The sequence below is a fragment of the Paenibacillus sp. JT22N15 genome (genome assembly GCF_059383755.1).
Map to the genome: position 1 here is coordinate 431467 of NZ_JBXENV010000003.1, position 26883 is coordinate 458349.

Sequence of the window (26883 nt, forward strand, 5' to 3'; positions counted from 1 at the left end):
TTCACGTATCGTAACGTGTTAACATGCCATCATTCGTCATCATTTCTGCCTGAATCTCATGCTCATGAATGGCTACACGGACGTAGCAAAGCTCTAACCCAGACCGTCAGCCCTATCAATCGTAAATCGGTAGCTCCCGGAGCCAATCGCAAGCATAATGCCTTCTTCGGCTTCTTCAACGCCGAGCAAGCCCGCAATCTGCTCCAGCCTCTGCCCGCTCTCTGCAATCCAGCTGTAGTCGCTTACCGGAAGGAGCACCTCGGCTGTCGTATTCGGCGGAATCGTCACCTTCATCTCGAATGAACCGCTCTGCTCCCGCCTCCATGTTACGGCGATAGTACCTTGAATTGATTCATATGAGGCGTCTGCCCAAGTCATCGGTTCGCCAAATCTCGGCTGAATTCGTATTTTCTTGTAGCCCGGCTCGACCAGGTCGATTCCGCCAACGATTCGATACAGCCAATCCCCGATGGCGCCATAAGCGTAATGGTTATAGGAGTTCATATCGTCGCTCCAGAACGTCCCGTCCTGCTTAATGCCGTCCCAATGCTCCCAAATCGTTGTTGCTCCCTGAACAACAGAGAATAGCCACGACGGATATTCCTGCTGCATCAGGAGACGGTAAGCCAGATCAGTATAACCAAACCGTGAGAGCACCAGGTTTAGATAAGGTGTGCCTACAAACCCGGTCGTAAGATGTGTTCCGCTCTCTTCAATGTGCTCTGCAAGCATGCTTGCGGTACGAGGCCGGTCTTTCTCCTCCAGCAGATCGAACATCAGAGCGAGCACGTACGCAGTTTGCGTCGGAGATGCGACCCGACCGCTTGGCGTCACAAATTCCTTCCTGAATGCCGATACGATCCGCTCGTGCAAGACGCTATATTCTTCGGCTTCTTCAACTTTACCGATTACGGCGGCGGCTTTAGCTAGCAGACCGGTCGAATACGCGAAGAAGGCAGTGGCGATCAAATCCTTCGGCGTCGCGCCGGTGTAGCTGTTCTCTTTGGCGTCCAAACCAAGCCAGTCACCGAAGTGGAAGCCCGTGTTCCACAAATACTCATTGTCACCTTCCCCCCGCATATACTCCACCCAAGCCTTCATGCTCGGATATTGGGTTTCCAGCACGCGCGTATCTCCATAGCACTCATACAGCGTCCACGGACAAATAACGGCTGCATCTCCCCAAGCGGAAGAACCGTAGCCTGCCGCCGGGATATCAGGAATGACATGCGGCACTTTGCCGTCCGGTTCTTGATCCGCCGCCAAATCCTTCAGCCACTTCTCGAAGAACGGGACGACGTTCATGTTATAGGCGGCCGTACGGATGAAGACTTGTGCGTCTCCCGTCCATCCCAACCTTTCGTCGCGCTGTGGACAATCTGTTGGAATATCGAGGAAATTTCCCCGTTGGCCCCAAACGATATTCTGCTGGAGTTTGTTGACAAGCTCATCTGAGCACGCAAAGCTTCCCGTTGGCTCTAGATCCGTATGAATGACACAGCTAACGAAATGCTCCATAAGCTGCTCTTTGGGTACTCCCGTTACTTTGATATAGCGGAAACCCTGAAAGGAGAAATACGGTTCATACGTTTCCTCTCCGCCTCCCCTGCAAATATAGGTAACCGTCTGCTTCGCGGAACGAAGATTGCCGGTATAAAAGTTCCCGTCCCGGTCAAGCACCTCTGCGTGCTGCAGCGTAATCACGCTCCCGACTTCGGCATTCACGGTAAATCTGACCCACCCAACCATGTTTTGACCCATGTCGAGCACCGTCTCTCCTTGAGGTGTCGTGATTACCGCTAGGGGCTTCAGCAACTCTGTCACTTTAGAGGGCTCATTCTCTTGGGCGACAAGCGCAGCACTAGGTGTCTGATGAATAGCCGCATTCGGCCATGCCTGATCGTCGAAGCCATGCGAAGACCAGCCATCGATTGCAAGTCTGGCATCATAGGTCTCTCCATGATAGACCTCCGAGTAGAGCAGCGGTCCCGTCGATACGCGCCAGCTTCCATCCGACACGATGACGCGCTCCGATCCGTCGGACAACGTCACATGCAGCTGAATCAGAGCCGCACGGCTTGTCCCAAAAAACTCCTTCTGGCCTTCCCACGCCAAATATCCTTTGTACCATCCGTTCCCTAGCATGCAGCCAATGGTGTTTACGCCCTGAGAGATCAACGCGGTTACATCATAGGTTTGATATTGAAGGCGTTTCGTATAGCTTGTAAAACCGGGGTTAAACAACGTATCATCGGCAGGCACACCGTTAACGAACAGCCGGTAAAACCCCAGCGAAGTAGCGTATAGCCGTGCGGAAACGATCTCGTGCGATAGTGTGAAGTCCGAGCGCAAGTAGTTACACGGTTCTTGATCCGTATCTTGAGACGGTGCAGATGCCGTAATCCAGCTGGCCTGCCATTCTCCAGAAGTCAACATAGCCGTCTCCCAGTACGAAGGCTCGCTCCACTCCGATACGCTTCCTTGATTGCTCCATACGCGAACTCTGAAATAGTAGCGCGTACGAGAATTCAAGGTAGGACCGGCATATTCGATATGAACGTTACGATCCGAATCTACCTTTCCCGAATCCCATACTAATGCCGATGTAAAGTCGCCCTGATTCGCTACCTCGATTTGATAGGCGGACTGGACAAAACCTCTCTTCTGCGAGATAAACTCCCAACTAATCCGGGGATGAATATCGTCAATTCCCAATGGATTTTTTCTATAATTCACCCGAAGGTTCGTAACTGTGAAATAGCTCATCTTGAAAATCGCTCCTTTTGGTCATTACATCTATATTCGAACCAATCGAAAGCGGCGGGAACCGAACAAGGCTGGCCATTGCCCGTTGCATACATTCCGATATACACGCCTGTGAAACCGCCCGCTACTTCAGTGGATAATAAAGCGCATTCGCCAGTACCGAACGGTACTCGCTCCTTGTTCGGTTCATCGTAGAAGAAGGAATAACTTGTCGGATCGGCTTCCAACCCCAATATGACTTCCGAGCTTTCTACTGCGGTCTCAAGCTCGACCTTCCATAACGAATTAATTCGGCGCCGAAAAATGATTTTACGACCCCTTTCAGAATCATAAGTTATGGCAATCTCATAATGGAAACTCTCGTTCATGTAGACGGTAAGACCGGCTTCGTCGCCTTCACGTACCGGGTCAAAGCTGAGCAACGTTGAAACGGTGCAATTAAAATGTTGCTGCCTCCTGCCGACAAAAGCCGGCGAGGCGACATCGTTTAAGGTGACCGATGAACCATGCAGCGTGAGCCAGCCCGGCCGTTCTTCAAGAGACCAATCTCCAGCCTGCGGATTCCGCAGGAAGTTCCAACAATGCTGAAGCTGTTTGTCGTCAAACCCATCATAAACGTTCAGCGGTGCCCCACCTTCTAAACGGAGCGTTCCAACAGGCATCTCTTCCGCTACCTTACCGTTCTCTCCAATTACGGGCCACCCTTCGGCAGACCATGTAACCGGAGCCAGAAAAGTCTCTCTGCCCAAGTGGTGATGCCTACCCACAAAAGGAACCGATACCGGACGAATGCCCAAGAATACCGCCCACCAGCTGCCATCCTCAAGCTCGACGAGGTCAGCGTGGCCAGTCGCTTGAATCGTTTCTGGTGAACTCCGATGGCTTAGAATTGGGTTATTGGGATTGCTTTCGAATGGTCCGTACGGCGAGTCGGCGCGCGCAATGGTCACCATATGCCCGTACTCGGTCCCACCCTCGGCAATCATGAGGTAATACTTCTCCTGGATCCGGTACATGTGAGGTCCCTCAGGTGCTGTAGCACCAGTTCCCTCCCAGATTAACCGCCGTTCAGTTAAGAGCTTTCCGGTTTCAATGTCGATCTCCGCTTGGTAAATTCCTAGAACCTCTGGCTTCTGAAAACTATTGGTACCTGAAATGTACACGCGGCCATCCTCATCGAAAAACAGGGATGGGTCAATACCTGGCCAATCAAGCCAGACCGGATCGGACCAAGGTCCCTCCGGCTTCTCGGACCAGACATAATAATTCTCGTACCGCTTCATATTCGTCGTAATCATGTAGAACCGCCCTTGATGATAGCGAAGGGTCGGTGCGTAAATCCCCATCGAGCTTCTACATTCCTCAAGATCCAACTGCTTCTCCCGAGTCAGGCAGTGCCCAATCTGTTCCCAATGGACGAGATCCCGGCTCTGGAAAATCGGGACTCCGGGAAAATATTGAAAAGAACTGGTGACTAAATAAAAATCGGCCCCTACCCTACATAGGCTCGGATCTGGATAAAAACCTGGAATGATTGGGTTGGTGTAAGCCTCCTCATTCAATAACATTTCAGTCTTATCTCCTTTCCTATTAACTGATGAATGATCCAGATTGAAGAGAAATTCCCAACCGATTAGCTGAACGACGATTTATATCCGTGTAAGCCGAACTGCGATATAGGGTTTGCCCGGGAGCTTGATTTGAAAATCCCCTTCAAAACTCCCTTCGATTTCCTCAATCGTGCTATGCCATGTATCAATAATTTCTGCTTTGTACGAAAGGTCAGGTTTCATCATAAAGTCAAAATAACAGGGTTGTCTGGCGCTGAAATAATATAGATAAAACTCATCCGTAACGCCGGCTACAAATTCAAACTCTGTCCAAAGTGGATTAAGAACGCCGGAAGGTGCTTGTTCCATTACCTGCTTCAAAAATTTGATTCTCTCTGGACTGGAACCGTGCAATTGACCGCCTTTCGACCACCAGAGAATATCCGAAGGATCGAAGTAAGTTTCCCCATGGCCAGCGTATCCTCCTCGTAGCGCCGCTTCCCAAAATCTTCTGACCATATCCTCGCCGGTAATGTTGCCCCAAAAAGGACTTATGTTGCCTTCATACGCACACTCGTCGATGACGATGGGCTTGTTCCATTGTTTTCTCCATTCCGCCGAACGCTCGGTTTCTGACTTTTGGAGACTGCAATGGGTAATCCATGGCCTTGATTGATCAAAAACATTAACAAAGTTGTGGATGGATAGTAAATGTCCATATGGATCGTTCTCAGTTACGATTTGACCGAAACGCTCCCAATCCTCATCCGGCTTATCCCACAGCAATTCATGTTCATTGGCAAGCGACCACCAGATATTCCGGAAAGCTGACAATCTTGCCGTAATGTATTTGAGATAACGCTTATCGACAGATGGAGGCATTGTAGCAAAGCCCCATCGATCATAAGGATGGAACAAAATTAAATCCGCCTCAATCCCGAGCCGACCCAAATCGGCGATCCGGCGTTCCAGATGTCGAAAATATTCAGGATTAAACTGAGTAAAGTCCCAGCCCTCTTCAGTTGAACCCGGAAATGGGTAACGGAGAGGTTCATTCTCGTTATATATGAAAGACTTCGGAAAGACGCACATTCTGATTTTATTAAAAGCTGATTGGGCGAGCGTCGATAACGTCTGTTCTTCCAGTTCCTCCGTTTGATGAGTCCATACATAACAAGTGGTACCGAAAGGCAAATAGCGGGTTCCGTCTTCGTAGGCAAAGTGAAAAGTATCCGTAACTCGAACAGGCCCATGATTCCCCTCTTGGGGAACTGTGCACGTAAACCGCCCCTTAATATCTTTCAGTGTTGGGCAGTTGCTAGTTGTTCGGTAGACCCATTCACCCTCTGCACGTGGCATAAATCGGATCCGATAGATACCATCACCATCATAGAACCCATGTATGTTCACGGATTGTTCGCCGTTTATGAATTGAGCTCCAAGTTCAACATCCATATAGGGATTCCCCTGCTTCGGACCATGAAGTTCAATTTCAAAAACCGACCACTTTTCAGCAACATCTGATGCAGAACAGGAGGCACTGCCAATTACTGCCGAAGCATCTTCGTAATCGAGAGGAAGAATGCTTTCTTGCTCCCACTTCCTCGAAAGATCAACACCCTCTAATTCCTGGATAATATAGTTAAGCCATTCACTTGGATTTGGATGTTTCAGTTTATTAAATGCGTATTCCTCCAATGTACTCGCTTGGACGATAATAAATAGAGATTCCTGTTCAATATCCGGCGTATATTTGCGAATAACCGAACGTCCATATTCGTTCGCCCAAATGTTTCCGATTTTTGTGTTTTTTGAAATTTTCATCAGTCCATATGCCTCCTATGTTTTTTCTAGTGTTCTTCCACCCGAATAGCTTAGACATTACTTAAAATCTATGGCTATATCTGCATAAAAACCACTTATAATCAGGTTGAGATTGCATGATTACACCATCTTGGCTGACGCTTTGAATTGCCCACCATTCCGGAAGTCAATCTGCTTGCCGCCTGGCAGCATGACTGTGAGCGGGATTCCTTCCGGCCCCCTGCCTGACAATTGGAATACCGACTTCTCATCCAGCGTCCACTCAACTTCAACAACCCCATGTCGGGTAGCAACCCTGCCTTTCGCCCAACTCAGCTGCAATAGCTTAGGGGCCACGATGATCTCCGAATATCCTGGAGCACCAGGTCGAACCCCTAGAATCTCGCCCGTAAACTCCGATAGCGGCAGCGCGCTCCAAGCGTGGCAATCGCTGCGAGGATGATTGTCATCCGTTACCTCCGGCAGCGTCGTTAAATGCACATGCAGAAAGGCTTTCCAGCGGTCAATCACATGGGATGCTTTGGCGTATAGCCCGTGGCGTGACAACATGCGGAACAATTCATAAGAAGCTGGCACCGATAGCTGCTCCATATGCCCAGCCTGTGAATCGATCGTTCGTTCCAGCAAACGAACAGCATCTTCTCCTTGCACTGCGCCGCACAGGACTCCCCAGACCTGAGCATGTTGACTAAAATCCTCCGATTCTGGTCCATCCGCGAACAACCCGTGTTCCGGTCTCCAGCAAAGCCGAAGCAGCACTTCGTTCACAGCATTTGCATCGGCATTCGCTTCACTTGCAGCATCCTTCCAACCAACAGCTTCATAGATTTGAGAAGCGGTTTGAAGTGCTGCGGCGAACATTTGACTCAGAAGGGCGAGCGGGCCTTTAGCATGCGCTGGAGGCGTTCCATTCTCCCAATCTTTGCACCAGTCAAAATAAGCCCAGTACGCGCTCGGCGTAGGAGCGACAAGCCCTTCTGGCGTCAACATTCTCCGGAACCAATCCAGTACACCTGTCACTGACGGTACATATCTGCGGATCAACTCGCGGTCTCCAAAATGCAAAAAGTGCTCATAGAGCATATGAATCCAATATAAAGAGAAGGACGGGATGACCTGCCTGTACTCGGATGGATAGCGGCTCTGCAGCATACCCGAAGGCAGTGCTGAGCTATGGTAATCAAACAACGTGCGTCGAGCCAGCCGGTCGTCCGCACTGACCGCATAAGTAAACATCATTTGCAGACGCGTATCCATCGTGTATTGCAGTTGCTCGTAATACGGGCAATCCTCGTAGGTTTCATGCATGCAGCGCCGAAGCGTATTCAAAGACAATTCCCATAACGCATTATAATCCGGATCGGAGCAAGTGAAGGCAGTTTGAACATGTAGGGGGTAACCCGTGTCCCGGTAGGATAGCAGCACGATCTCAAGCGGCTCGTCTATCGCCTCAGCTTCAAGCCGGATATACCTGAAGGTGCGGAAGTCGAATGGCTCGTAGCTCTCTGTATTTTCCTCAATCCCTACGCCCGCTACCGTATAATAATCCGCTTCCCCAATGAGAATCCCATGTTCCGCATCATCACGAATGCCTTTGACTCGGTGGTGGAGCGTAGATGATGCTTCCTCATAACATTCCGCATAAAGGAGCTTAATTCGGCTCTCGCAGCCCCCTCTCAGTTTCAGCGTCACGTATCCGGTCACCAATTCGCCGGCATCCAGCTCCAACCAAATAGATTTACCCGCTTCCACTCTTACAGTTTTTGTCCCTCCGTCTCTCAACATAGCCTCGTAGCCAGGGATGGCAGTACGATCATCCGCTTTCGTAATGCCACGGAACGAAGCAGGTTCCTCCCGCATCGGAGGGATAGGGCGCGGCGACAGTTGCCAAGGTGTCAGTTGTCCGAATGTATCGCCTGTCTCACAGACAATTACTGCCTTCGACCAGCCTTGACCGATGAATCCCGGTAGCTCCCAGCCATGGTCTAACTCTCTTCCGTCGGTATGTTCGAACCCGCCGAGAAAGAATATGATCGGACTCGGCACAAGCTTGAAGCCCGGCATTTTTTTGCACAGCCAATTCTCGTCGGTATGCAACACTTGAGAACGTCCATTTTGTTCAACCAGTACTCCCTCAAGAAGCATAGCACCGCTGACTGCGCGATGAATCGAAAGCGGTCCGCTGACGCCTAACAAATGAGGACCAGAAGGGGCGAAGTGAAGTACCTGAACCGCCAACACGTTCGTCCCTGCAAGTAAACGATCACTCAGATCAACCGTCTCATAATAATGCGTCGATCGGTCGCCCTTGCATGGTCCAACCGAGACCGATTCGCCGTTGAGAAACAAGCGATATCGGCTGTCTGCGGAAATGTCGACGACGAGTCGTGCAAAATGCGGATCATCGACGTCAAATTCACGCCGGAACCACACCATTTCGTGAGCTCCCGGATCCGATGTCCAGGGATAACTTTGATGCCAGATCCATCTGGCATCCCATATACGATTTTCTTCCATTTAACTTCCTCCTCTATTGTCTGCAAAATGAATCATTCCCGCGAATCGAACGCAGTTCGATAAAAAACAATAAGTAATCCACGTTGACGGCGAATTACTTACTGTTCTCATTTATTTATCTGCTTGTTTCTTCGCGAACAAGCTTAGTTTGGCGTACATGTCTTCCAACGTAAATCGGACATCGACTTGACGGTACACTCTAATCAGCCGTTCCGTTTGATGATGAACATAATGCATCTCGGGAGTAACTCGCGGCGCGGACACCGTGACGAAACCGTCAGAATACTCCAGATCGTCAAGAATGAGACTTACGACTGGAGAATCGCCCAACCCCCAAACTTCTCCTCGTGGCCAACCGTCAGCATTGTCGTCATTAAATTGAATAAGCTGCTCGAACAGATACTTCCCGATTTCGCCATGCGGACGCACCCTGGCTTCCAATTCGGCCAGACTGACCCGCATCATGTTATATACGTTCTGCGGGACTTGCCAGAGAGGAATGCGGGAGTCCATCACTACGTTAGCCGCATGAATATCGTTGCTCAGATTAAATTCATTTCTTCCGTTCGGGTATGGTCCTCCCCCGATCCATATTGCCGTCATTCGCTCTACAATGCGTGGCTCCATCAGGTATGCTGAGGCTAAGTCGGTCAAGGGTCCCAGGAACACGGCGAAGAGTCGGTGCGGATCATCCGAAAGCGCCTCGCGGATAATCGCATCAGCGCCTTCCGAGATGACAGGCGTTTGCTCATCCTCCATCGCCTGGGGAGCTCCTTTGTAAACCGGAACCTCTCCCGCATCTCCCATCAGACTTAGAACATGCTTCACTTCGGCGTAGCTTTCTTCCATGGAATTCGAAGTCCGATGAGTACCGAAATGGGCCGCGATGATTCCCTTGTTAATGAACATCGGCGTGAGCAAAGCATGAACGATCGCGTATTGGTCGTCTGCCTCATTCTTGGCATCCGTATTCATGAGCACTCTAACCCTCTTCTGATCAGGCACTTGAAAATTCATACTACTGGTTCTCCCCTCATGCATAGTTACAGCAATCGTATTCCACACGCTTATTCTTGCCTGCTTTACGGCTCGAAGCTTGCACTTGCATAAAACCCTCTTGTTCTTCCATCAATGAACGAATCAGAGCAAATTCGGAAAGATCCTTTCGCCCGGATATCATGGGAGGAAGCCCCGATCATAACCTCGAATTCTCCCGCCTCGATTTTCCATTGCATGTTCGTATCCAGGAAGGCCAGTTGACTCTGATCCATCCTAAATTGAATCGTTCTCGTCTCGCTAGGTTGCAGCGGAACTCTAACGAATCCAGCCAGTTCTTGTACGGGACGCACGATGCTGGCATACTTGTCATGAACGTAAAGCTGAACGACTTCCTCTCCAAATGTCTCTCCTGAATTCGTAACGTCGATTGTGACGAGAACTTGCTCCCTAAGCTCATAGGCTTTCTTACTCATCTTCATGTTCGAATAACGGAAGGAGGTGTACGATAGACCATGCCCGAAGTAATACCGTGGCTCGCGTGGACAATCCAGATAACTCGTATACTCGTTTACCGTGTCAACATGATAGCTCGATCCATGATCGTGATTATAGAAAAGAGGAATCTGTCCAGCGTTGTATGCGACCGAAACAGGCAATCTTCCTGCCGGATTGTAATCGCCGAATAGAATATCTGTCACGGCTTGAGCACCGTATTGGCCCGGATTCCAAGCCTCGATAATCGCGTCGAGGTGTTGATCAGCCATATCGCTTGAGATCGGTCTTCCGTCAAAATGAACCGCGACGGTAGGCTTTTTTAATGCAGCCAATTTACGGATAAAGCTTTCCTGGCATTCTGGAAGCCCAATACTCGTCGTATCTATGCCTTCGCCTGTTGTGCAGAACATGCCCCAGCCATGCTTTCCTCCTAAAGTAAGTATGACAACATCCGCAGCTGCGGCAGCCGCTAGTGCCTCATCGTGCATCGAGGTGTCGTTCCCCGCATAGGCATAACCATAAGCATAGGTTACTTCAGCATTCGAGCATTCCATAATCAACTGCTTGAGCAAATGATGACACGTCGGATAGTGCTTGCTTACAAGCTCATCCGTTTTCTCGCTCTCTACTTGAACGATGCTTCCGGGATAGGTGTAGTGACTCTTATCCACACCAAACTGGTTTTCACTCAGGTTTGAGATTTTTTCAAAATCCACTCCTGCCATCGTGTTCCCGACATTGAGCATGGCATCGAATAAACTCGTATAAGAATAGCCGCCGAACAAGGATCTCATCGATGCTGCATGATGGCCAATAACGGCGATTTTCTTCTGTGCACTCCGTTGTAACGGAAGCACGCCATTATTTTTCAGCAGAACGATCGATTGACGCGCTGCCTCCAGGCTGATTTCTTTATTATGGGGATCGGAATATATACGCTCTACGGCATCGCTCGACCTCGGATAAGGATTCTCGAACAACCCCAATTCAAACTTCGCAATCAATACACGACGGACGGCTTGATCGAGAATCTCTATTGAAACCTTACCGCCATGAATACGCTGCATTAATTCATCGTTATAGCAGTCTTTAGAAGGCAATTCTACGTCCATACCGGCTTTTAAGGACAATTCACCTGCATCTGTTCTAGTTTCAGAAACCATATGCCTCGTATGCAACTCCGAGATAGAAGTATAATCGGATACAACCATGCCGTTAAAGCCCATTTCCTCACGCAAAAATTCGGTGAGGTATCTTTTGGAACCTACAACGGGTTCGCCATCGATGGAACTGTAGGTATTCATAATCGATTTCATGTTAGCAAGCGTTATAGCAGCCTGGAAGGGCTTTGCGTAAATCTCTCGGAGCATTCTTGGCGGAATTGGCGTTGCCGCGGCATGAATGCCTCCCTGAGTCATATGGTAGCCGACAAAATGTTTAGCGCAGGCCAGCACCCCTTCTTTCAAATTCCCATCATTCTGCAAGCCCGACACGTAAGCCGTTCCCATTGCTGCCGCAAGTGTAGGATCTTCCCCGTACGTTTCGCCTTGACGCCCGAAGCGAGGATCGCGGGCAATATCGAGCACCGGAGCAAACGCATGTGAAACACCTACAGCTCGTGCCTGATTGCTTATGATCTTAGCCAGTTCTTTCTGGAGCGAAGGATTCCAGGTGGAGGCTTGGCCGATTCCCGGCGGGAAGCTTGTCGCTTCTGGTAGCAGCGCGCCTGCTAACGTTTCCAGATGAAAGATAGCGGGAATACGGTGCTCACTTAATTCCATGATTTTATTCTGGATCTGGATTACCTTGTCAACTACGGACTCCTTGTTCTCCAATTCGCCCGCGAATAACATGGCAACTTCCCCGGCGCCCTGCGGATAGTCCTGCTCCAACTTTTCAATCGACCCTTTGTCCGGCATATAGCCGACGATTTGACCCATCTTTTCTTCGATACTCATGCGCCTCAATAAATCATCCGTACGCTCTTGAGCAGTTAGGGAAGCATCCAAATAGTTACGCGTCCTTGTGTCCATGTTTCCTCCACTCTGGCCTTAAGCGGTCCAAGTTAGTCGTAATCCTCGATTTTCCAATCTTCCTTCCAATCGAGATAAGCCATATTCCCTTCAAACCGGACAGGAAGCCATACATAATCGGAATGGCAAATATCGAAATCGAGCGATACGGGCAGTTTGTCTTCCTCTTTCAACTCATAGTCGATTTCCGGGTCGAAGATCGACTTATACAGGTCGGCTGCGATGCGGGATTGCGTCCCATCCGCAAAACGATCCCCTACAAGCTCTGGAAGATTCGGTATCCATCGATCCGCAAGCGCAATATACAGATCATTCTTGGACGGGTGCTTAAACACGGACGTAATCTGTGAATTATAAGACGTGCGGGACTGGTCGTCCGGATGCGGATCACCCAGAAGCTCCCATGGACCATGATAAGTTTTCGCGCAAGCGACTTCCGAAGGGTTCGGATGATAGCCGGTCGTTCCCGAGGTGAACAAATAGTTCAGCCCTTTTCGGTTAAAATAAGCAGGCGCTTCGCGCACATAAGGCGGCTGTACATTCGGAAAATGAGTAGAATAATAACCGGTGACGTCCGTATAGTCGTCTGTCAAGTCGGCGCAAATGAGTTCGGAATGGACTCTTTCAAAATAGTAATAGGCCTTGCCGTCTGGAGCGACGACCAAATCGAAATCGCCAGCACCCATGTTTAAAGGACGGATATCTTTGTTCACGACCGTATACGGGCCAAGGATATGGTCAGCGGTAAGGATAGTAGATTTCTGCCCAACTTGCCTCATTACTTTAACCCAGCATACATATTTTTTCGTCGACTGATTAAAGATAATATGAGGTCTATCCATGTATTGGGCAGGATGCAGCGGGGAATCCACATCGTCAACGTCCGGAGGAATGATGACGCCTTTATCTTCCCAGTTGTACAAGTCTTTTGAGGCATAACATCTTACGCCCCAGTGCCAAATTCCGCTACCAGCTTTCGTCTTTTCTTTGTTTTCCCCATACCAATAGAATGTATCACCTACGGTAATAATAGATCCGCCGTGAGCTTGAATTCGTTTGCCCTCTGTGTCCAGCCATATCTGGCCTGGTCTAATCGAATTGTACGTCATACTCTTTGACTCCTTTGAGTTGATACATGTAGATGATTGTCGGGTTTCTCCAGAATGCGGCTATTCTTTGACGCTTCCAAGCACGATTCCTTTCATGAAGAACCGTTGCAGGAAGGGATACACAAGAAGAATTGGCAGAGAGCCTAGGAAGATTTGCGCCGATTTAAAGGTGCGGTCGCTGATTTTGGACAACTCCGCTATTGTCTCGAGACTAGCAGAATTAAAGTTCTGCTGAATAACGACGGTTTGAAGATAACTTTGCAGCGGGTAATTTTCCGGCGAATTCATGAAAATCAGCCCGTCGAACCAGGAATTCCAGTGGAAAACCATGGTGAACAGCGTGATGGTCGCCAGAGCTGGCGCGGATAACGGCACATATACTTTCCACAGCGTCGTCCAGTGGCCTGCGCCGTCGATAAAGGCTGCCTCTTCCAACTCCTTCGGCAAGCCCCGGAAGAAATTGAGCAATAAAATCATATTAAAGATCGGAACCGCTGACGGCAGCACCAGCGCCCATACAGAGTCGAGAATTTCGGTGTATCTCACCATCATATAGAGCGGAATTAGTCCGCCGTTAAACAGCATTGTAAATACAAACACCCAGGCGTATATCGTTCGCCCCCGGAATTTATTTACCTCCTTTGACAGGGGGTAAGCGACGAGGATTGTTAAAACCATATTGACGATTAACCCGACAGATACGCGTTTGATCGTCATTAAAATCGAATCGAAAAATGCTTCTTTGCCAAGAACATACTTATAAGAATCCAGTGTGAATTCAACCGGCCATAGCTTGACGTATCCTGCAGACGCCGCGGAGCTGGAACTGAACGATACTGCCAGCACATGAACAAGCGGTAATATGCACATAATCGACAAAAACGCCAGAAAAATATAGTTAAATCCAACAAACATTTTACGGCTAAGCGTAAAGCGTTCCACCATTATTGTTCATCCCCTCTCCCTCTTAGAATATTCTGTAGTTAGCAAAACGGTAGGCAAGGAAGTAAGACGTTGAAAGCAGAATCAGAGAAACGACCGACTTGAAAAGACCAACGGCTGTCGCTACTCCATACTGCGCATCTACGATGCCAATCCGGTAAACGAATGTATCAATAATATCGCCTGTTTCATATACTTGAGGACTATACAAATTGTATACCTGATCGAATCCGGCATTGAGGACTTGGCCCAAAGCCAGCGTTGCTGTCAAAATAATAATCGGCGCCATGCCAGGTAAAGTCACGTACAGCGTCTGCTTCCACCGATTTGCTCCGTCAATAACGGCCGCTTCGTACAACGTGGGATTAATACCGGTCAGCGCGGCCAAATAAACGATCGTATTAAAACCGAATTCCTTCCAAACGTCCGATGTTACAAGAACAGATCTGAACCATTCGTTACTGCCCAAGAAATAGATCGAATCAAAGCCCAACCAATTCAACATCTGATTAACGATACCTTGCGAAGGAGATAAGATATCGATTAGAACGCCTCCAAGAATAATCCAAGACAAGAAATGTGGTAGATAAATCAAGGTTTGGACCGTTCGTTTAAACAATTCCTTACGGATTTCGTTAAGCAGCAGCGCCGCTATTATCGGAACGATCAGACCGACAATGATTTTCATTATGGCAATGATAAGGGTATTCCAAATAATCTGAATAGAACCTGGCAGTGCCATAACGTAGCGAATGTTATCAAAACCATTCCACTCAGAATCAAATATGCCGCGGGCGGGATTAAAATCCTGGAAGGCGATGATCGAACCGAGCATCGGACCGTAGCTGTAGATAAGAATTAAAAGTAAGCCCGGTAAGATCATTAGATGCAAGGGCAGTTGAAATATCCAAGCGCGTTTCTTCCCTTGCTTGGCCGCCGAATTCACGATAGCTATGCGATCTTCTGTCACTTTATTCAACAAGGCGGATCTTCCTTTCTTGCCTATATGTCCGAATTCTGCTCTCCTGAGGGCAGAATTCGGACTTGGCTGCCATTACTTGGCATTCATTAATTCGTTGACTTCCTTGGTCATTTCATCGCCGCCGAGCTTCTTCCAGTCTGCTACGAAGGTGTCGAAGCTATCTAGCGATTCACCTAGAATAATCTTGGTGAATGTCTGGAGTTCCTGCTTAAGAAGAGTGGAATCCCGTTTTACCATAGTTGCAGTCATGACCTGAGTAAAGGCGCTTGGAAGCAGCTGGCCATTCTTTTCATAATTGTCAATTATGCTGAATGAAGAATTTTCCGGACCGAATACGCGGTTTAGCGCCCAATCAATGGTCTCCAGCGGTTCACCGTCCACGGCTTTTTTGACACTGCGATAAGCTCCCATCTGCTCGGTTGAAACGTCCGCTTCCGTCTTCTCTCCACTAGTGAAGATTTGTTTCATCAAGCGATGCGTATTCAGATTTTTTTCCGGTTCAGCCGTATAGATGGAATACATCCAACGCTCTATGCCATCAACAGGGCTTGTTGACAGTTTGTCGGCTTGTTCTTGCGTGTAAGTATTACCGTAGACGACTTCAAAATACAAATTAATCATTTTAAGCAGCGCTTCTGGATTCTTTGCGTCCTTAGTAACCGCAATATACTGCGGTGTTTTTAGATTAATGCCTGGCACTTGCGCTTTTGCAGGCTGGCCATCGACAGTTACAAGCGGATACGGCATTAAATCCGCATTCGGATCGGCGTTCTTAAGATCTTGTAAGACGAGCGGGGCCGGCATATTGCCAAACCACAATCCGATCTTACCGCCCACAACCAATTCCTTCTCCTTGTTCCAATCCTTCACGCCAAATTCAGGATCAATATACCCTTTTTTATACAACTCCTGCAGCTTACCAAGCGCAGCTTTCACTTCTGGCTGAATGCTGCCGAATGCAAGAGTGCCGTCATCAGCTTTAACCCAGTTCCCTTTTCCTTGTTGGCGCGGGTAGGCGTTGTAACTGTTGAAGAAACCCTCAAGCCCATCAAAGAACCCATACAGATCCTTATCCATCGCCATACCGTACGTATCCTTCTTTCCATTGCCGTCCGGGTCCTGATTCACAAATGCATCCATAATATTAAAAACATCGTCCATGGTTTTCGGTGCTTGAAGACCGAGCTTTTCCATCCAATCTGCACGGATCCAAATCATCGTCGCTTGATCAATTTTTGAAGTAGGGGCTGGGATGGCAAGCAGCTTGCCATCAAAGGTGGCAGATTCAAGTGCTTCAGGTCCTGAAGATGTCAAGACTCCTTTTGTAATTGGACTGGCATATTTCTCGTAAATCTCAGTAAGATCAGCCAGTTTCCCTGCATCCGCCAATTGCCTTAACTGCGAGGAATTGACCGGAACGATATCAGGAAGGTTTCCCGATGCGACAGAGACATTCAGCTTCTGATCACCTTGACCTCCTGGCTCATCACCTACGACAGACCATTCGTTCTTCAATAGAATACCAAGTTTATTTGCGTATTCCTGATACCATACGTTGTCGTCTATCGTTTCTCCATTTGTGAATTTCACCGAAGGACTGAGTATACGTACGGTCGATATTTCAATCGGCTCTGCATATTTTCCGAGATACAGATCCTCTGGATTCCCAGATTCCTTTGCAGGAGTTGTCTCCGTATTGCCATTCCCCTCTTTGTTTGAATTATTAACAGGCTCATTGTTAGAACTGCATGCGCTTACTGCTAAGCTAAGAACTAATAAACTTGATACAGCCAGTAATCCTACACGTTTCTTCATATCTTTTTCCCCCTTGTCATATTCTCAGAGATTTTGTAAGAGATCTCCTGAATTAAGTATAGTAAATAGCCTACACACCGTATATTGTACTCTGTTTGTATTCTGTACTTTCGTTTGCAACTTTTCGTGGCCCCGTTTCAAGAACAGGCGGAAAGGAAAAGGAGAGCCTTGATTTAGGCTCTCCTTTTTTGCCTCCAGCATGCAGTAGCTGGAGTAAGCTGTCTTGTGGAGTAAGGTTATCTTGTCTAGTTTCTAATTAGCTACAGTCTGCTCCGGAATTCTTGCGGGGTTACGCCCATGTGCTTCTTAAAGAAACGCGAGAAATATCCCGCCGTATCGAAGCCAACCGCCATCGCGATCTCTTGCACCTTCGCTTGGGATTCCGTAAGTAATGTTTTCGCTCGCTCCACTCTCAGCTCCGTAATGTAGTCGGAAATGTTGCGTCCAGTATGCGTCTTATACAGATTGGACAGATACGAAGGATTCAGATAGACGACGTCTGCAAGGAAGGCCAGCGAAAGATCCTTGTCTAGATGTTCGATAATGTAACGATTCAGCTTGTGGATGATACGCTCAGTCCGCTCGTCCTGTTCTTGCCTCCCCTGTCGTATAAGATTGCAACCTATCTCACTCAGAAACTGTACCGCCTGCTCTTTCGTCTTATGTGTGTTTACATCAAGCAACATGCGGATCGTCTTCTCATCATCCGCGTCATCCCCAGTATCGTTTTGTTTCAATTTGTTCCATTGATTAAGCAAAATGACGGCAACGGCGTAATACGTCTGCGCATAGATGGTAAATTTGTTCGGTACTCCCTTGAACAGCTCATTCAGCAGCTCCAAGAACAATGGCTTCTGCCCCATATCGACAGCATTCTCAATTCTGGTTATGGACAGCGCGGGCATCCCCGCGGAGTGCAGCATCATGCTTTCTTCCCCGTGGTATAAGAGAATCATCTCTTCCCCGTTGCCCAGCCCCAAGATCAGACTTTGCTTCAAGAGATGAAAGATCTTCGTAATATCCTCCCAATCGGCTCGGTTTCCGTAGCTGATAAACGACACGGGAATTTGCAGCAGCTCCTTGCACGTTTGCTGTATGCTTTCCAGCGTTCCCTGAATGTACGCAGGCAATTCATTCCATTCCATTTCACCCGTATCCTTCGGCTGAATAATCCATACGAAGTAGGCGCCGCCGAGCATAACGGGAAGCATAACACCGCGATCCATGAACTCCTCGGCAATATTTTGAACGGCATATAAAAGCAGTGACTGATCAGACAGACTGTAACGCTCGTCCCAATGGTCGACTCGGCCGCAGACGAGCATAACGGTCTCTTTAGGCCGGAGCAGTGTGTCAAGTTCCCTCAAACGTATAGGCAAATTATCAGTTTCGATTCCGCCCTGCTCCACCTGCGCCATAAACCATTCGCGGCGCAGCATGGGCAGCAGCTCCTTCAATTGACCTTTGGCACGAACCATGAGGTCTTCGTTACGGAGGTCTTCCTGAATGGCTATTGAAGCCCGCCGAATGCTACTCACGATCGCCTCGTCGCCTTCGGTTTTCAAAATATAATCTGCGCCACCTCCGCGCTGCGCCTGCTGCGCATAATTGATATCGTTGATCCCCGTAAGAAAGATCACCTTGCAGCGTGGCCAACGGGACTGTATCCATTGCTGCAACTGCAGGCCATCCATCTCTGGCATACGGATATCGCTTAAGACGATATCCATCTTCGTTCGGGACAGCCACCCCATCGCATCCTCAGCGGAATACGCCCGGTAAATATCGAGGTCAATATCTGGTTCATCCAAGAGCATCTCATAAAGCCCGTCTACCGTAAACGGTTCATCATCAACGATCATTAATCTATACATGATGCTTACCTCCTTGCAAAGGAATTACAATGGTGATTTGAAGTCCGCCTAACGTGCCTCTGCTCAAATTCAGGCCAGCCGAGCCGCCATATTTGATCTGAAGCCGTCTGTGCACGTTAATCATTCCCGTTGTGACCGTTACGTCCTGCTGACCGTTCAACAGCGCTTGCAGACGGGTGATTTTCTCCTCCTCGATTCCTCCGCTGTCCTCCACGCGGATGAGCATCTCGGTATCTGTCATGAGGAAATCGATTTCCAATATACCGCCCTTTGCCCGCTTCTCCAACGAATGAACGAATGCATTCTCGATAATCGGTTGAAGGATGAGCCTCGGTACGAGAAGCTGCTCCGCCTCCTTCGGCACGTCGGCGAAACGAACGATGATGCGGTTTGAGAATCGAATCGACTGGATTTCCGTATACGATTTCGAGTGAGCCGATTCGCTGGCGAGCGTGACTTCCTCTACGTCGTCTCTGGTGATGAACTGGAAATACTCGCCGAGATGCTTCGTCAGACCCATAATCCTCTCATTGCCGTCCTGCTTGGCCATACGGTACAAAATAAAAAAAGTATTATATAAAAAATGTGGGTTGATTTGAGATTGTAGATGCTTTAGCTCGGCGAGACGAATCCGATACTGTTGCTCGTACACTTCTTGAATCAGCCGTTTAAGCTCCCGAATCATCGCATTCAGCTGCCGGTACAGATAGCCAAATTCATCTTGGAATGGGTAATCGACGGACACGTCGAATCGTCCTTGCTCGATTTTACGGAATGAACGGACTAGCAGCATAAGCGGCTGGTGGATAATGCGGTACATGCTAAACGAGAAGGCGATGATAACCAAAACGGCGACGCCATAAAGAACAAATACCCAATTTCGATAACGCGTAAGCGGTCCCTCAACCTTTTCGGACGGCACCATCATGAGGAGCTTCGTATGTAGAATTTCCGACTTCTTGACAGACAACAGGAAATCCCGGTTGTCGATCGAAACTCTTCGGTTACCCTCCTCCGCCGTGTGTAACAAGGTGTTCGTCTTGTCGTCCAATTTTGAGGCACTTGTACCTGATGAAGACCATACCATTTGATCGCTCGCTAGAACAGCTATGCTCTCATCCAAAGCAAATTGCTTGAGCTTGGCAGATATTTCCGACCCGGATATCTCTACCGCAATCAAAAACAGTGGAGAATTGTCGACGTACCCATAAGGCATCGTAATAAAGATACGGTTACCCCAGATGGTGAAAGGGGATTCCAACGGGCTAGTTGGTTCCGATAACACACGGAACATTTCGTCATTGAAATCGACAATCGAATTAGAGTTGGAGGCAACAATTCTGTTCATCATGGGAATGAAGACCATCGCATTCTTTGTGAACGCACTCGATCTACTTAATAGGTCCATCTGCTGCTTCAGTCGGAGCACTGACCGGGTTCTTTCGATGACCGGCATAATTTCCGAGGTTGTGCTCAGCTTCAATAAATCCTCGTCATTGATATATTCCCGCAGCATTCGTATCGTTCGGTCAAAGTCCCCGTCCAGAATATCCGAATACAACTCTACGCGCGAAGCCAACGAGTCTGCGATTTCTTGGCGAACAATATCAGCGCCGGCTTCGTTCATCTGCAGACCTAAATAGAATAGCGGCGTCAGCACCATGAGAAAGGTAAGCGCAATTTTCGGCAGTATCGGCAATGAGCCTAGCTTCTTAAACATCTGCATCCTTTATCTTCCCCTGATTAAAAGTTGGGCTCGTATTGAGAGCATCTTCCATTATCATAACGATAATATGGTGAAAAGGGAAAGCCGTAATACAGCTTCCCCCTTGTTCTTTTCTATACAAGTTTGATTTATGCCTTTTGTCAGACTGCCATTTATTTAGAGAACTTGCCCGTATTGCGTTTTAATGTACGACGACCCGAACCCGGCCCAGATTTTGAATTTTGGCGAAAGCCGTCCTCGTCTCTCCTTCACGCTGGGATGTTACTCGAATAGATGGGTAGTAAGTTCCTGGCTTTGTATACTTGAATTTCATTGAGATATTTGTCGTATGACGTGGAACGCCGAACTCCCATGCCTTAAAATCACCCGTGCCTGCGAAGTCCCATTCTGTGGCTACGATTTTCCCGCTTCCGTGCGGAACCTGAATCCGCGCGATGAAGGTGATACTCTGACCCGACTTAACCTCCATCTTCGAGGCGCCGTTCACGGTCAGATCCACAACAGGCTGAATCCCTTGGCGCTCGGCAGCCTTCTCCGGCACTTCAATCTGACCATCGACTAATTCATACTTGGTCGACCGTGCTGGAGCCACCCCCTTCTCTACCCAGGCGCTTACATCCCGTAGCGCCTGCTGTAGAAGACCATCGTATTGCACGAGTTTAGGCGTTCGGGCAGGGCTAATGTGATCCGCATTGTCGTTGTACCATACCCGGAAGTAATCATCATAACGCTCACCGAGCGACTCTCTTACTCTTGCGCTGTACCAATCGGCATGCCATGGGTAAGCATCCATATCAAGCAGATTCACGACCATAATTACTTTGGCATGGATATTGCCGCTATATGCAGCGCCGCCGCTCACGCTTCGGGTGACTAGAGGTCCAATTTCCATGGTGCGTTGCGGATAGATTGGTGTACCGTCAGCTGCTCTGAATGGATTCCAGGCGGTGAAGCTAGTCGCCTTCGGCACCTGATGCCGGTGATAAGAGAGCGCGGCCAAGTACCAGCGATTATCGATCTTTAGCTTGGCACCGGCGGCGATGGCGGATAATACGTTCTCTGGGTTGCCTTTCCCGAGGGTGAACACCTTCGTGGCCGCATCGAAAGAGCCTGTCAGCTTCCCGACCGTCGTTGTGCCGTCGGCTGCAAACAAAGTGTAATCGAGCCAATATTTCGGCGTCGTCACGATCGGTACCTGATCGAGGATCAGGCTCGTCACGACGTTCTGACCATCACGCATAACTTGCGTGACCGTGGAGGTCGTGTCGACCTTCGAAGATCGGAACAGCTCGCCAAGTGCCGATTGCTCCGTGCCAAGATAGCCCGGATTATTCCAGAAGTCCCCCACATAAGAAGGGTCTATACCGCGAAGGACAGGCAGAAAACCTAACAATCCCTCGGTATCATGCAACCCGAGCAGGTATTCATAATCTTCCCAGGCCCGCAATGGAACGCCCAGTTTCGTAACCTCCCGAAGGAACGACTTCTCCGTATCGTTAAGCCCGGCGTAAGGATTTCCGCTGCCACCAGGACTGACTGCGTCAGCTATCTGATTCGCCTTCTTCTCTAAGACAAAACGGGCGAATGCTCGAATAAAAAAATTATTAGGAATCGAGGTTGGAACGCCCGTTATATAAGGTACAGCACCGTCCCATATGCCCTCGCTGCCCTCCAACGCGCCGATTGTCTGATAAGAGCCTCCGCTGCCGCCATAGATATAGCCGTAGATGCGTCCAGACCAGTCGTAATATTTCTCTGCCACCGTTCTGGAAAATTGGGCTGCAGCGGCATCGACCCGGTAATCGCCCCCGCCGTTCGTTTGAACTGTATAAGCTCCGCTGTCCACGCCGAAGCTTACATTCACATCGGTCGCCTTCTCATCTTGGAGCGGATATACATTTTGGAAAAATCGTCCGGTAAAATTTCTCTTCATAGGGAAGTAGAAGGTGAACTTTTTATCCGTTCCCTGAAAGTGTCCCGTTACCTTACGATGTGGCACCGGTGTGGTCAGATCCGTCTTGCTGTCAATCACAGGATTGTTGTACAACGGATCTACGCTGTTAGGCGTAATCAATTGTGAAGCGCTTACATTTAATGAAGTAGTGCTTCCTTCTGCAGCAGAAATACTCGTGCTTTGCATTGGCAATGGCAATGTGCTCAACATGACCATAGCTATGACACTTGCTGTTGTCTTACGAACAATTTTTAAAGAAATCATGTAATTATCCCCACCTCTTATGAATGCGTTTTCTAAAACAAGTTTGACTAATTAGGGGTCTCACATACATAAGTATATAAGATGGAGGAGTGAGAAGAATATAAGACTTTGTTTGGATTCTGAGCTTTTGTTTGTAATTTAAACCTTACGGGAAGGCAATCTCCGATTTTTCACGATAATTAAGATCTCGACTTTGGAAAATCGATACTCCAGGTACCCATCGTCCGGTGTGCCGACCAGGCGCTTGATCGGCAGATTCGTCGCCAGTTCAGTCTACGTCTTTAGAATGGGGGCACATTCAAAGCAGTTCTTACTGAAACTACCGAGTTGGGCGCTAGAACAAATTGTGTAATTGCTCAGACTTACATGATGGCTGCAGCCAAATCAATAGGCAATTAGGTCGTAGGCGAATTTGGACCAGCAGAAGTGACACCCACACAAGCTGCAAAGCTGACTGCCTTAATACCTGCTTCTTGTTATATACAATCTTCATTTCCCTCAAAGGTGTGGAAATATCCAAACTAGCAGGTAACAAGCGTATGGAGATCTGAAATTATCCAGAAGAAGATCAAACATTAGTTGGACTTTTTAGAAAAATGCTGAGAAGTTGGGGTTGAAGTAAGGTCGATAATTAAAAAAAGCAGGGGCAAATCCATCACGAAGTATGCTCCTGCTTTTGCTTAATAAGGGCTCATAGCCACTTGCCCGTCTAGCTTCTAAAAGCTAAATATATGAACACTATATTTTCATCTTTAACTTGCATAAAAATAATAAGAATATGTTTTCCCATGATAATCGTAGGTTAAAATATTATCACCTTGTTTGGAGATAAATGAAACCCATAGCATGTTCTCATTAGTTGCAGCAGGATTAATTGTTATCAGATCACTATTCAAATAAATTTTAAATTCTTCGTTATATTCAACCATAAGGTCAAAAACAATTTTCTCGTTTACTAATACATCAACTTGCTGGTCTGGGAAGATTTCAAAATAACCATTTCCTCCTCCTTCCGGTGAGTAATAAAAGGATTTTGGAGTGCTTCGATTTAACTCAACAAATTTATTATCAGCTTTGCTGGTATTTTCATTGGAATCACCTTCTGTAGTTGCATTGATAGAGTGATCTAAAGACCTACCCATTAAGCGGCTACTAAATAGCACCCATACATCAGATTTAGATATGACTCGTTTTATATCATAAGTAAATGGAATCACCGCTTCATTACCCGAATATCTTCCTCGATTCTCACGAACCACCACTTCAAAGGTCTCGGATGAGCCATTTATTAAATCCATACTTTGTACTGAAATCTGATTTGAAGTACATCCTTTATCCGGCACCTTGTCTTCCTCTACTGCACAAGCATCAAAACTTAAAGTCCCTGTACCATTAACTTCAATTGTCCTTGAGGAATTAGGTCGAATATCTACTCCATTAACAGTTGACGTAAAATTCCATTCATTTCCTACGCTATTTCGTGAAAAAACAGGGTTATGTAGAGAGATTTCAAGCTTTATTAATCCAGATTTATGTAATAGAACCTCTTCTTTTGCAAGTCTCCAATGATGGTTCAGGAAGAGTAAAATCAATAATGACAGTATAAAAACTACTATTAAAAAATGACTCTTTTTAATCATCATAACCATCCTTATTATGTGGCAAGGTTGTATTTTTCACCCAATAAAAATAACCATCATTAATAAACTATTCAACCGTTCGTTCTTTATACGATGGTCAAAGCGATCTCGTTTTGGAACAAAAATATTGGGTCTCTACAATTTTGGATGAGTTTAAGAGGAGCTGTATCGTTCAATGGAGGATATTCCATTGCTCGCCTAATTCAGTTGTTTGGTAAACGGCGCTTCGTCTGCTCCTTGTTCTTATCTTTGCATTACCATACTTTCTGGTAGTACTGGACCTAATTGAATAAGAACTTTTGAAACAATTTCATGTGCATAGGCTATATTATCAAAAACTTCAAGTGAAAAAATAAATCTACTGCGGCAAAGGCTTCCTCCTTGCTTTCAAAACAGTTACGCTGGTAGTAATCCCATTCCCAGGTACCATGGAACGACTCAATAAAAGCATTTTTTCGTGGTCCGTGGCGGAATGCGTTCGTGTTCTACCCCTACCTACTCACAGTACGCATAGAAGGCTTTACTGATGAATTGAGGGCTGTCAAACAGCTCTCCACCTTGCGGGCTTCTAGTGCCTGCTGCACGGTCCGTAGGATTTCGGCTGTTCGACAGCTAGAGCTCAGGTGGTACGCGACAATCGTCCGGTCAAACTCATTAATAATACTAGCCAGAAAAAGTGCCTGCGCTGGCCCGTTACGTATCTATATTTAATGTCCATCTGCCAGAGCTAGTTAAGTCCGGTGATCACGCGTTTTTTCGCGGAACTACGCTCGTTTTCTCCCGCTGTGGCGACAGCAAATTCAGTGATTTACAGAGCCGGTACACCTTCTATTTGTTGATGAGAAGGCCATGTTTCCGCCGAAAAAGAACGGTGGGCTTCCGGTAACCGTGGGCTTGGATGTGTCGAAAGCAGCTCCTTACTCTGATAAAGCGAGAAATTAACCTCAATGCGCCGGACCTAAATAAACTCAGCTTAACCCCCGGTAATTCCAAAGAAATTTTCATACTTAGAATCCAAAGACTTAAGAAATGATGGTCTCCCGTAAATAGCTGGTCTCTGATAAATCACTACAACTTCACGATCCATCTCACCATCCATACCTGGCGCAATTAATTTGAATTGTGTGGTATCACCACTTTTATTATCATCTCGATCATTTTTATTTTTATCCATTTCCTACTATCTCCCATACTTTTTCATAGTGAAGCACCATGTTAAGGTACACTCTGATTATTCTCAATATCACTCAGGGTACCGAACCATTCTTGAAATTTAAAAATCAAGTTCCTTTACGATTAATGTACGCCATGTATTATCTATTTTAATAAGTTTGATGTACCCTAGTTCACGCAGATCTTTTTTAAATTGATCGATCATTTCCAAGCCCATATGATCTGGTTCATCCTTATATACATATTTAAGCATTAATCGTGATGAGGCTTTGCTCCATCCTTTATTATCTTTTATAGAATCTTCTATATAAGTTCTAATTAGATATAATCGATACTTAGCAGTAGGATCGTCACGTTTACTTCTTAAATACTGAATCCTATCTTCCTTTGTTTTTTCATCCATTTTTTAAATCTCCTTCCTAAACTACTCTTCTTATTGGAACTCTTTATAGCTTTTAGCTTACGTTATTACTCTCCTATTTTCATACTCCCTCAAAACCTTCAGATTATCTAATTGCTTTAAAGCTATAACTTGAGCACAGCTTGACTCGTGCTTTGGCTCCATATGAAATGAGAAGTTCTTTATTCAATATGTGGCTGGTCGAAGGATCTAATGAGCTCATCTATATGACTAATATCCGTACTCCTATCTTAAAGCACTTTGTAGTCAATTTTAGTCATATTCAATAACATTAAGTTTTTCCGTGTAGAAAATGTAGTAGATGCATTGTAATTACATGTTATTGCGAATCATCTGTCAGATCTAGAACTCGACTGCATATGTCACACGTCACCTTAATAATAATACCTAATCCAGTGGGTATGAAGATATATGCGAATTTCGCTTTTGTTGCATCAGTTGGATGACAAGAATCCCAATCTTTTATTTTTTGCAGCATAGATTCTGTAAGCTCAAATGTCATAGTACTCTTCAATTTTTCTTGTTTTGACTTTAACTTTATCAACCGTTCGTGATGATCTCCTACATTAATAGAATTTGGATTCTTTAGGTTGTCTTCTTCTCGTTTTATAGCTCGTTCAAACTCATCAATTAGTTTTGCAAACTCGTCTACATTTGGCTCAAGTCCAAATATACGTTTCATCTCTCTATAATGTCGAAAAAAAGCTAACTTTGCTTGTTCATCATGGTAACCTAGAAGATTGAGATGTGCAATAACACCTTGTGCATAATGTTTAGCCATTATTCTTCGATTGTTCAT

The 26883-nt window shown here is 47.1% G+C and carries 17 protein-coding genes; all 17 read right to left on the bottom strand.

Annotated features, from left to right (window positions below):
• Positions 1-93: 93 nt before the first annotated feature.
• The 17 genes from AC50X8_RS08040 to AC50X8_RS08120 all read right to left on the bottom strand — a co-directional run bounded on the left by AC50X8_RS08040 (position 94) and on the right by AC50X8_RS08120 (position 26883).
• Positions 94-2766 (bottom strand): glycoside hydrolase family 78 protein, encoded by a 2673-nt coding sequence (locus AC50X8_RS08040; RefSeq protein WP_494879239.1) that lies wholly within the window; start codon positions 2764-2766, stop codon positions 94-96.
• On the bottom strand, positions 2763-4334 hold the full coding sequence (locus AC50X8_RS08045) for a glycoside hydrolase family 43 protein (protein ID WP_494879240.1): 1572 nt from the start codon (positions 4332-4334) through the stop codon (positions 2763-2765). The genes AC50X8_RS08040 and AC50X8_RS08045 overlap by 4 nt, the downstream gene beginning before the upstream one ends.
• 81 nt (positions 4335-4415) lie before the next feature.
• On the bottom strand, positions 4416-6140 hold the full coding sequence (locus tag AC50X8_RS08050; RefSeq protein WP_494879241.1) for a DUF5605 domain-containing protein: 1725 nt from the start codon (positions 6138-6140) through the stop codon (positions 4416-4418).
• A gap of 120 nt (positions 6141-6260) precedes the next feature.
• The gene (locus AC50X8_RS08055) at positions 6261-8657 is read right to left on the bottom strand and encodes an alpha-L-rhamnosidase-related protein (RefSeq protein ID WP_494879242.1); all 2397 of its coding nucleotides are present in this window, start codon (positions 8655-8657) and stop codon (positions 6261-6263) included.
• 111 nt (positions 8658-8768) lie between these two features.
• Positions 8769-9674 carry a nucleoside hydrolase gene (locus AC50X8_RS08060; RefSeq protein ID WP_494879243.1) on the bottom strand — a complete coding sequence of 302 codons (906 nt, stop codon included), beginning with the start codon at positions 9672-9674 and terminating at the stop codon, positions 8769-8771.
• A gap of 65 nt (positions 9675-9739) precedes the next feature.
• Positions 9740-12184: a glycoside hydrolase family 3 N-terminal domain-containing protein gene (locus AC50X8_RS08065; RefSeq protein WP_494879244.1), complete on the bottom strand. Its 2445-nt coding sequence runs from the start codon at positions 12182-12184 to the stop codon at positions 9740-9742.
• A 32-nt stretch (positions 12185-12216) separates the two neighbouring features.
• The gene (locus AC50X8_RS08070) at positions 12217-13293 is read right to left on the bottom strand and encodes a family 43 glycosylhydrolase (protein WP_494879245.1); all 1077 of its coding nucleotides are present in this window, start codon (positions 13291-13293) and stop codon (positions 12217-12219) included.
• Between the two features lie 60 nt (positions 13294-13353).
• Positions 13354-14238 carry a carbohydrate ABC transporter permease gene (locus AC50X8_RS08075; RefSeq protein WP_494879246.1) on the bottom strand — a complete coding sequence of 295 codons (885 nt, stop codon included), beginning with the start codon at positions 14236-14238 and terminating at the stop codon, positions 13354-13356.
• Positions 14239-14260: 22 nt separating this feature from the next.
• Positions 14261-15217, bottom strand: a complete 957-nt coding sequence (locus tag AC50X8_RS08080; RefSeq protein WP_494879247.1) for an ABC transporter permease — start codon at positions 15215-15217, stop codon at positions 14261-14263.
• Between the two features lie 72 nt (positions 15218-15289).
• Entirely contained in the window at positions 15290-17032 is a 1743-nt protein-coding gene (locus tag AC50X8_RS08085; RefSeq protein ID WP_494879248.1) for an extracellular solute-binding protein, read from the bottom strand.
• A 260-nt stretch (positions 17033-17292) separates the two neighbouring features.
• On the bottom strand, positions 17293-18906 hold the full coding sequence (locus AC50X8_RS08090; protein ID WP_494879249.1) for a response regulator transcription factor: 1614 nt from the start codon (positions 18904-18906) through the stop codon (positions 17293-17295).
• Positions 18899-20632, bottom strand: coding sequence for a sensor histidine kinase (locus AC50X8_RS08095; RefSeq protein WP_494879250.1), 1734 nt, complete (start codon positions 20630-20632; stop codon positions 18899-18901). The genes AC50X8_RS08090 and AC50X8_RS08095 overlap by 8 nt, the downstream gene beginning before the upstream one ends.
• A 181-nt stretch (positions 20633-20813) precedes the next feature.
• Positions 20814-22850, bottom strand: a complete 2037-nt coding sequence (locus AC50X8_RS08100) for a PKD domain-containing protein (protein WP_494879251.1) — start codon at positions 22848-22850, stop codon at positions 20814-20816.
• Between the two features lie 752 nt (positions 22851-23602).
• Entirely contained in the window at positions 23603-24490 is an 888-nt protein-coding gene (locus AC50X8_RS08105; RefSeq protein ID WP_494879252.1) for a hypothetical protein, read from the bottom strand.
• Between the two features lie 973 nt (positions 24491-25463).
• Positions 25464-25664 (bottom strand): hypothetical protein, encoded by a 201-nt coding sequence (locus AC50X8_RS08110; RefSeq protein WP_494879253.1) that lies wholly within the window; start codon positions 25662-25664, stop codon positions 25464-25466.
• Between the two features lie 99 nt (positions 25665-25763).
• Positions 25764-26066: a hypothetical protein gene (locus tag AC50X8_RS08115; protein WP_494879254.1), complete on the bottom strand. Its 303-nt coding sequence runs from the start codon at positions 26064-26066 to the stop codon at positions 25764-25766.
• Positions 26067-26403: 337 nt separating this feature from the next.
• Complete coding sequence (locus AC50X8_RS08120; RefSeq protein ID WP_494879255.1) at positions 26404-26883, bottom strand: hypothetical protein; 480 nt, start codon at positions 26881-26883, stop codon at positions 26404-26406.

Bases quoted from the DNA above. Each gene is read 5' to 3' on its own strand.
- AC50X8_RS08040 (WP_494879239.1), bottom strand. From the start codon at position 2,766: ATGAGCTATTTCACAGTTACGAACCTTCGGGTGAATTATAGAAAAAAT.
- AC50X8_RS08045 (WP_494879240.1), bottom strand. From the start codon at position 4,334: ATGTTATTGAATGAGGAGGCTTACACCAACCCAATCATTCCAGGTTTT.
- AC50X8_RS08050 (WP_494879241.1), bottom strand. From the start codon at position 6,140: ATGAAAATTTCAAAAAACACAAAAATCGGAAACATTTGGGCGAACGAA.
- AC50X8_RS08055 (WP_494879242.1), bottom strand. From the start codon at position 8,657: ATGGAAGAAAATCGTATATGGGATGCCAGATGGATCTGGCATCAAAGT.
- AC50X8_RS08060 (WP_494879243.1), bottom strand. From the start codon at position 9,674: ATGAATTTTCAAGTGCCTGATCAGAAGAGGGTTAGAGTGCTCATGAAT.
- AC50X8_RS08065 (WP_494879244.1), bottom strand. From the start codon at position 12,184: ATGGACACAAGGACGCGTAACTATTTGGATGCTTCCCTAACTGCTCAA.
- AC50X8_RS08070 (WP_494879245.1), bottom strand. From the start codon at position 13,293: ATGACGTACAATTCGATTAGACCAGGCCAGATATGGCTGGACACAGAG.
- AC50X8_RS08075 (WP_494879246.1), bottom strand. From the start codon at position 14,238: ATGGTGGAACGCTTTACGCTTAGCCGTAAAATGTTTGTTGGATTTAAC.
- AC50X8_RS08085 (WP_494879248.1), bottom strand. From the start codon at position 17,032: ATGAAGAAACGTGTAGGATTACTGGCTGTATCAAGTTTATTAGTTCTT.
- AC50X8_RS08090 (WP_494879249.1), bottom strand. From the start codon at position 18,906: ATGTATAGATTAATGATCGTTGATGATGAACCGTTTACGGTAGACGGG.
- AC50X8_RS08095 (WP_494879250.1), bottom strand. From the start codon at position 20,632: ATGCAGATGTTTAAGAAGCTAGGCTCATTGCCGATACTGCCGAAAATT.
- AC50X8_RS08100 (WP_494879251.1), bottom strand. From the start codon at position 22,850: ATGATTTCTTTAAAAATTGTTCGTAAGACAACAGCAAGTGTCATAGCT.
- AC50X8_RS08105 (WP_494879252.1), bottom strand. From the start codon at position 24,490: ATGATTAAAAAGAGTCATTTTTTAATAGTAGTTTTTATACTGTCATTA.
- AC50X8_RS08110 (WP_494879253.1), bottom strand. From the start codon at position 25,664: ATGGATAAAAATAAAAATGATCGAGATGATAATAAAAGTGGTGATACC.
- AC50X8_RS08115 (WP_494879254.1), bottom strand. From the start codon at position 26,066: ATGGATGAAAAAACAAAGGAAGATAGGATTCAGTATTTAAGAAGTAAA.
- AC50X8_RS08120 (WP_494879255.1), bottom strand. From the start codon at position 26,883: ATGAACAATCGAAGAATAATGGCTAAACATTATGCACAAGGTGTTATT.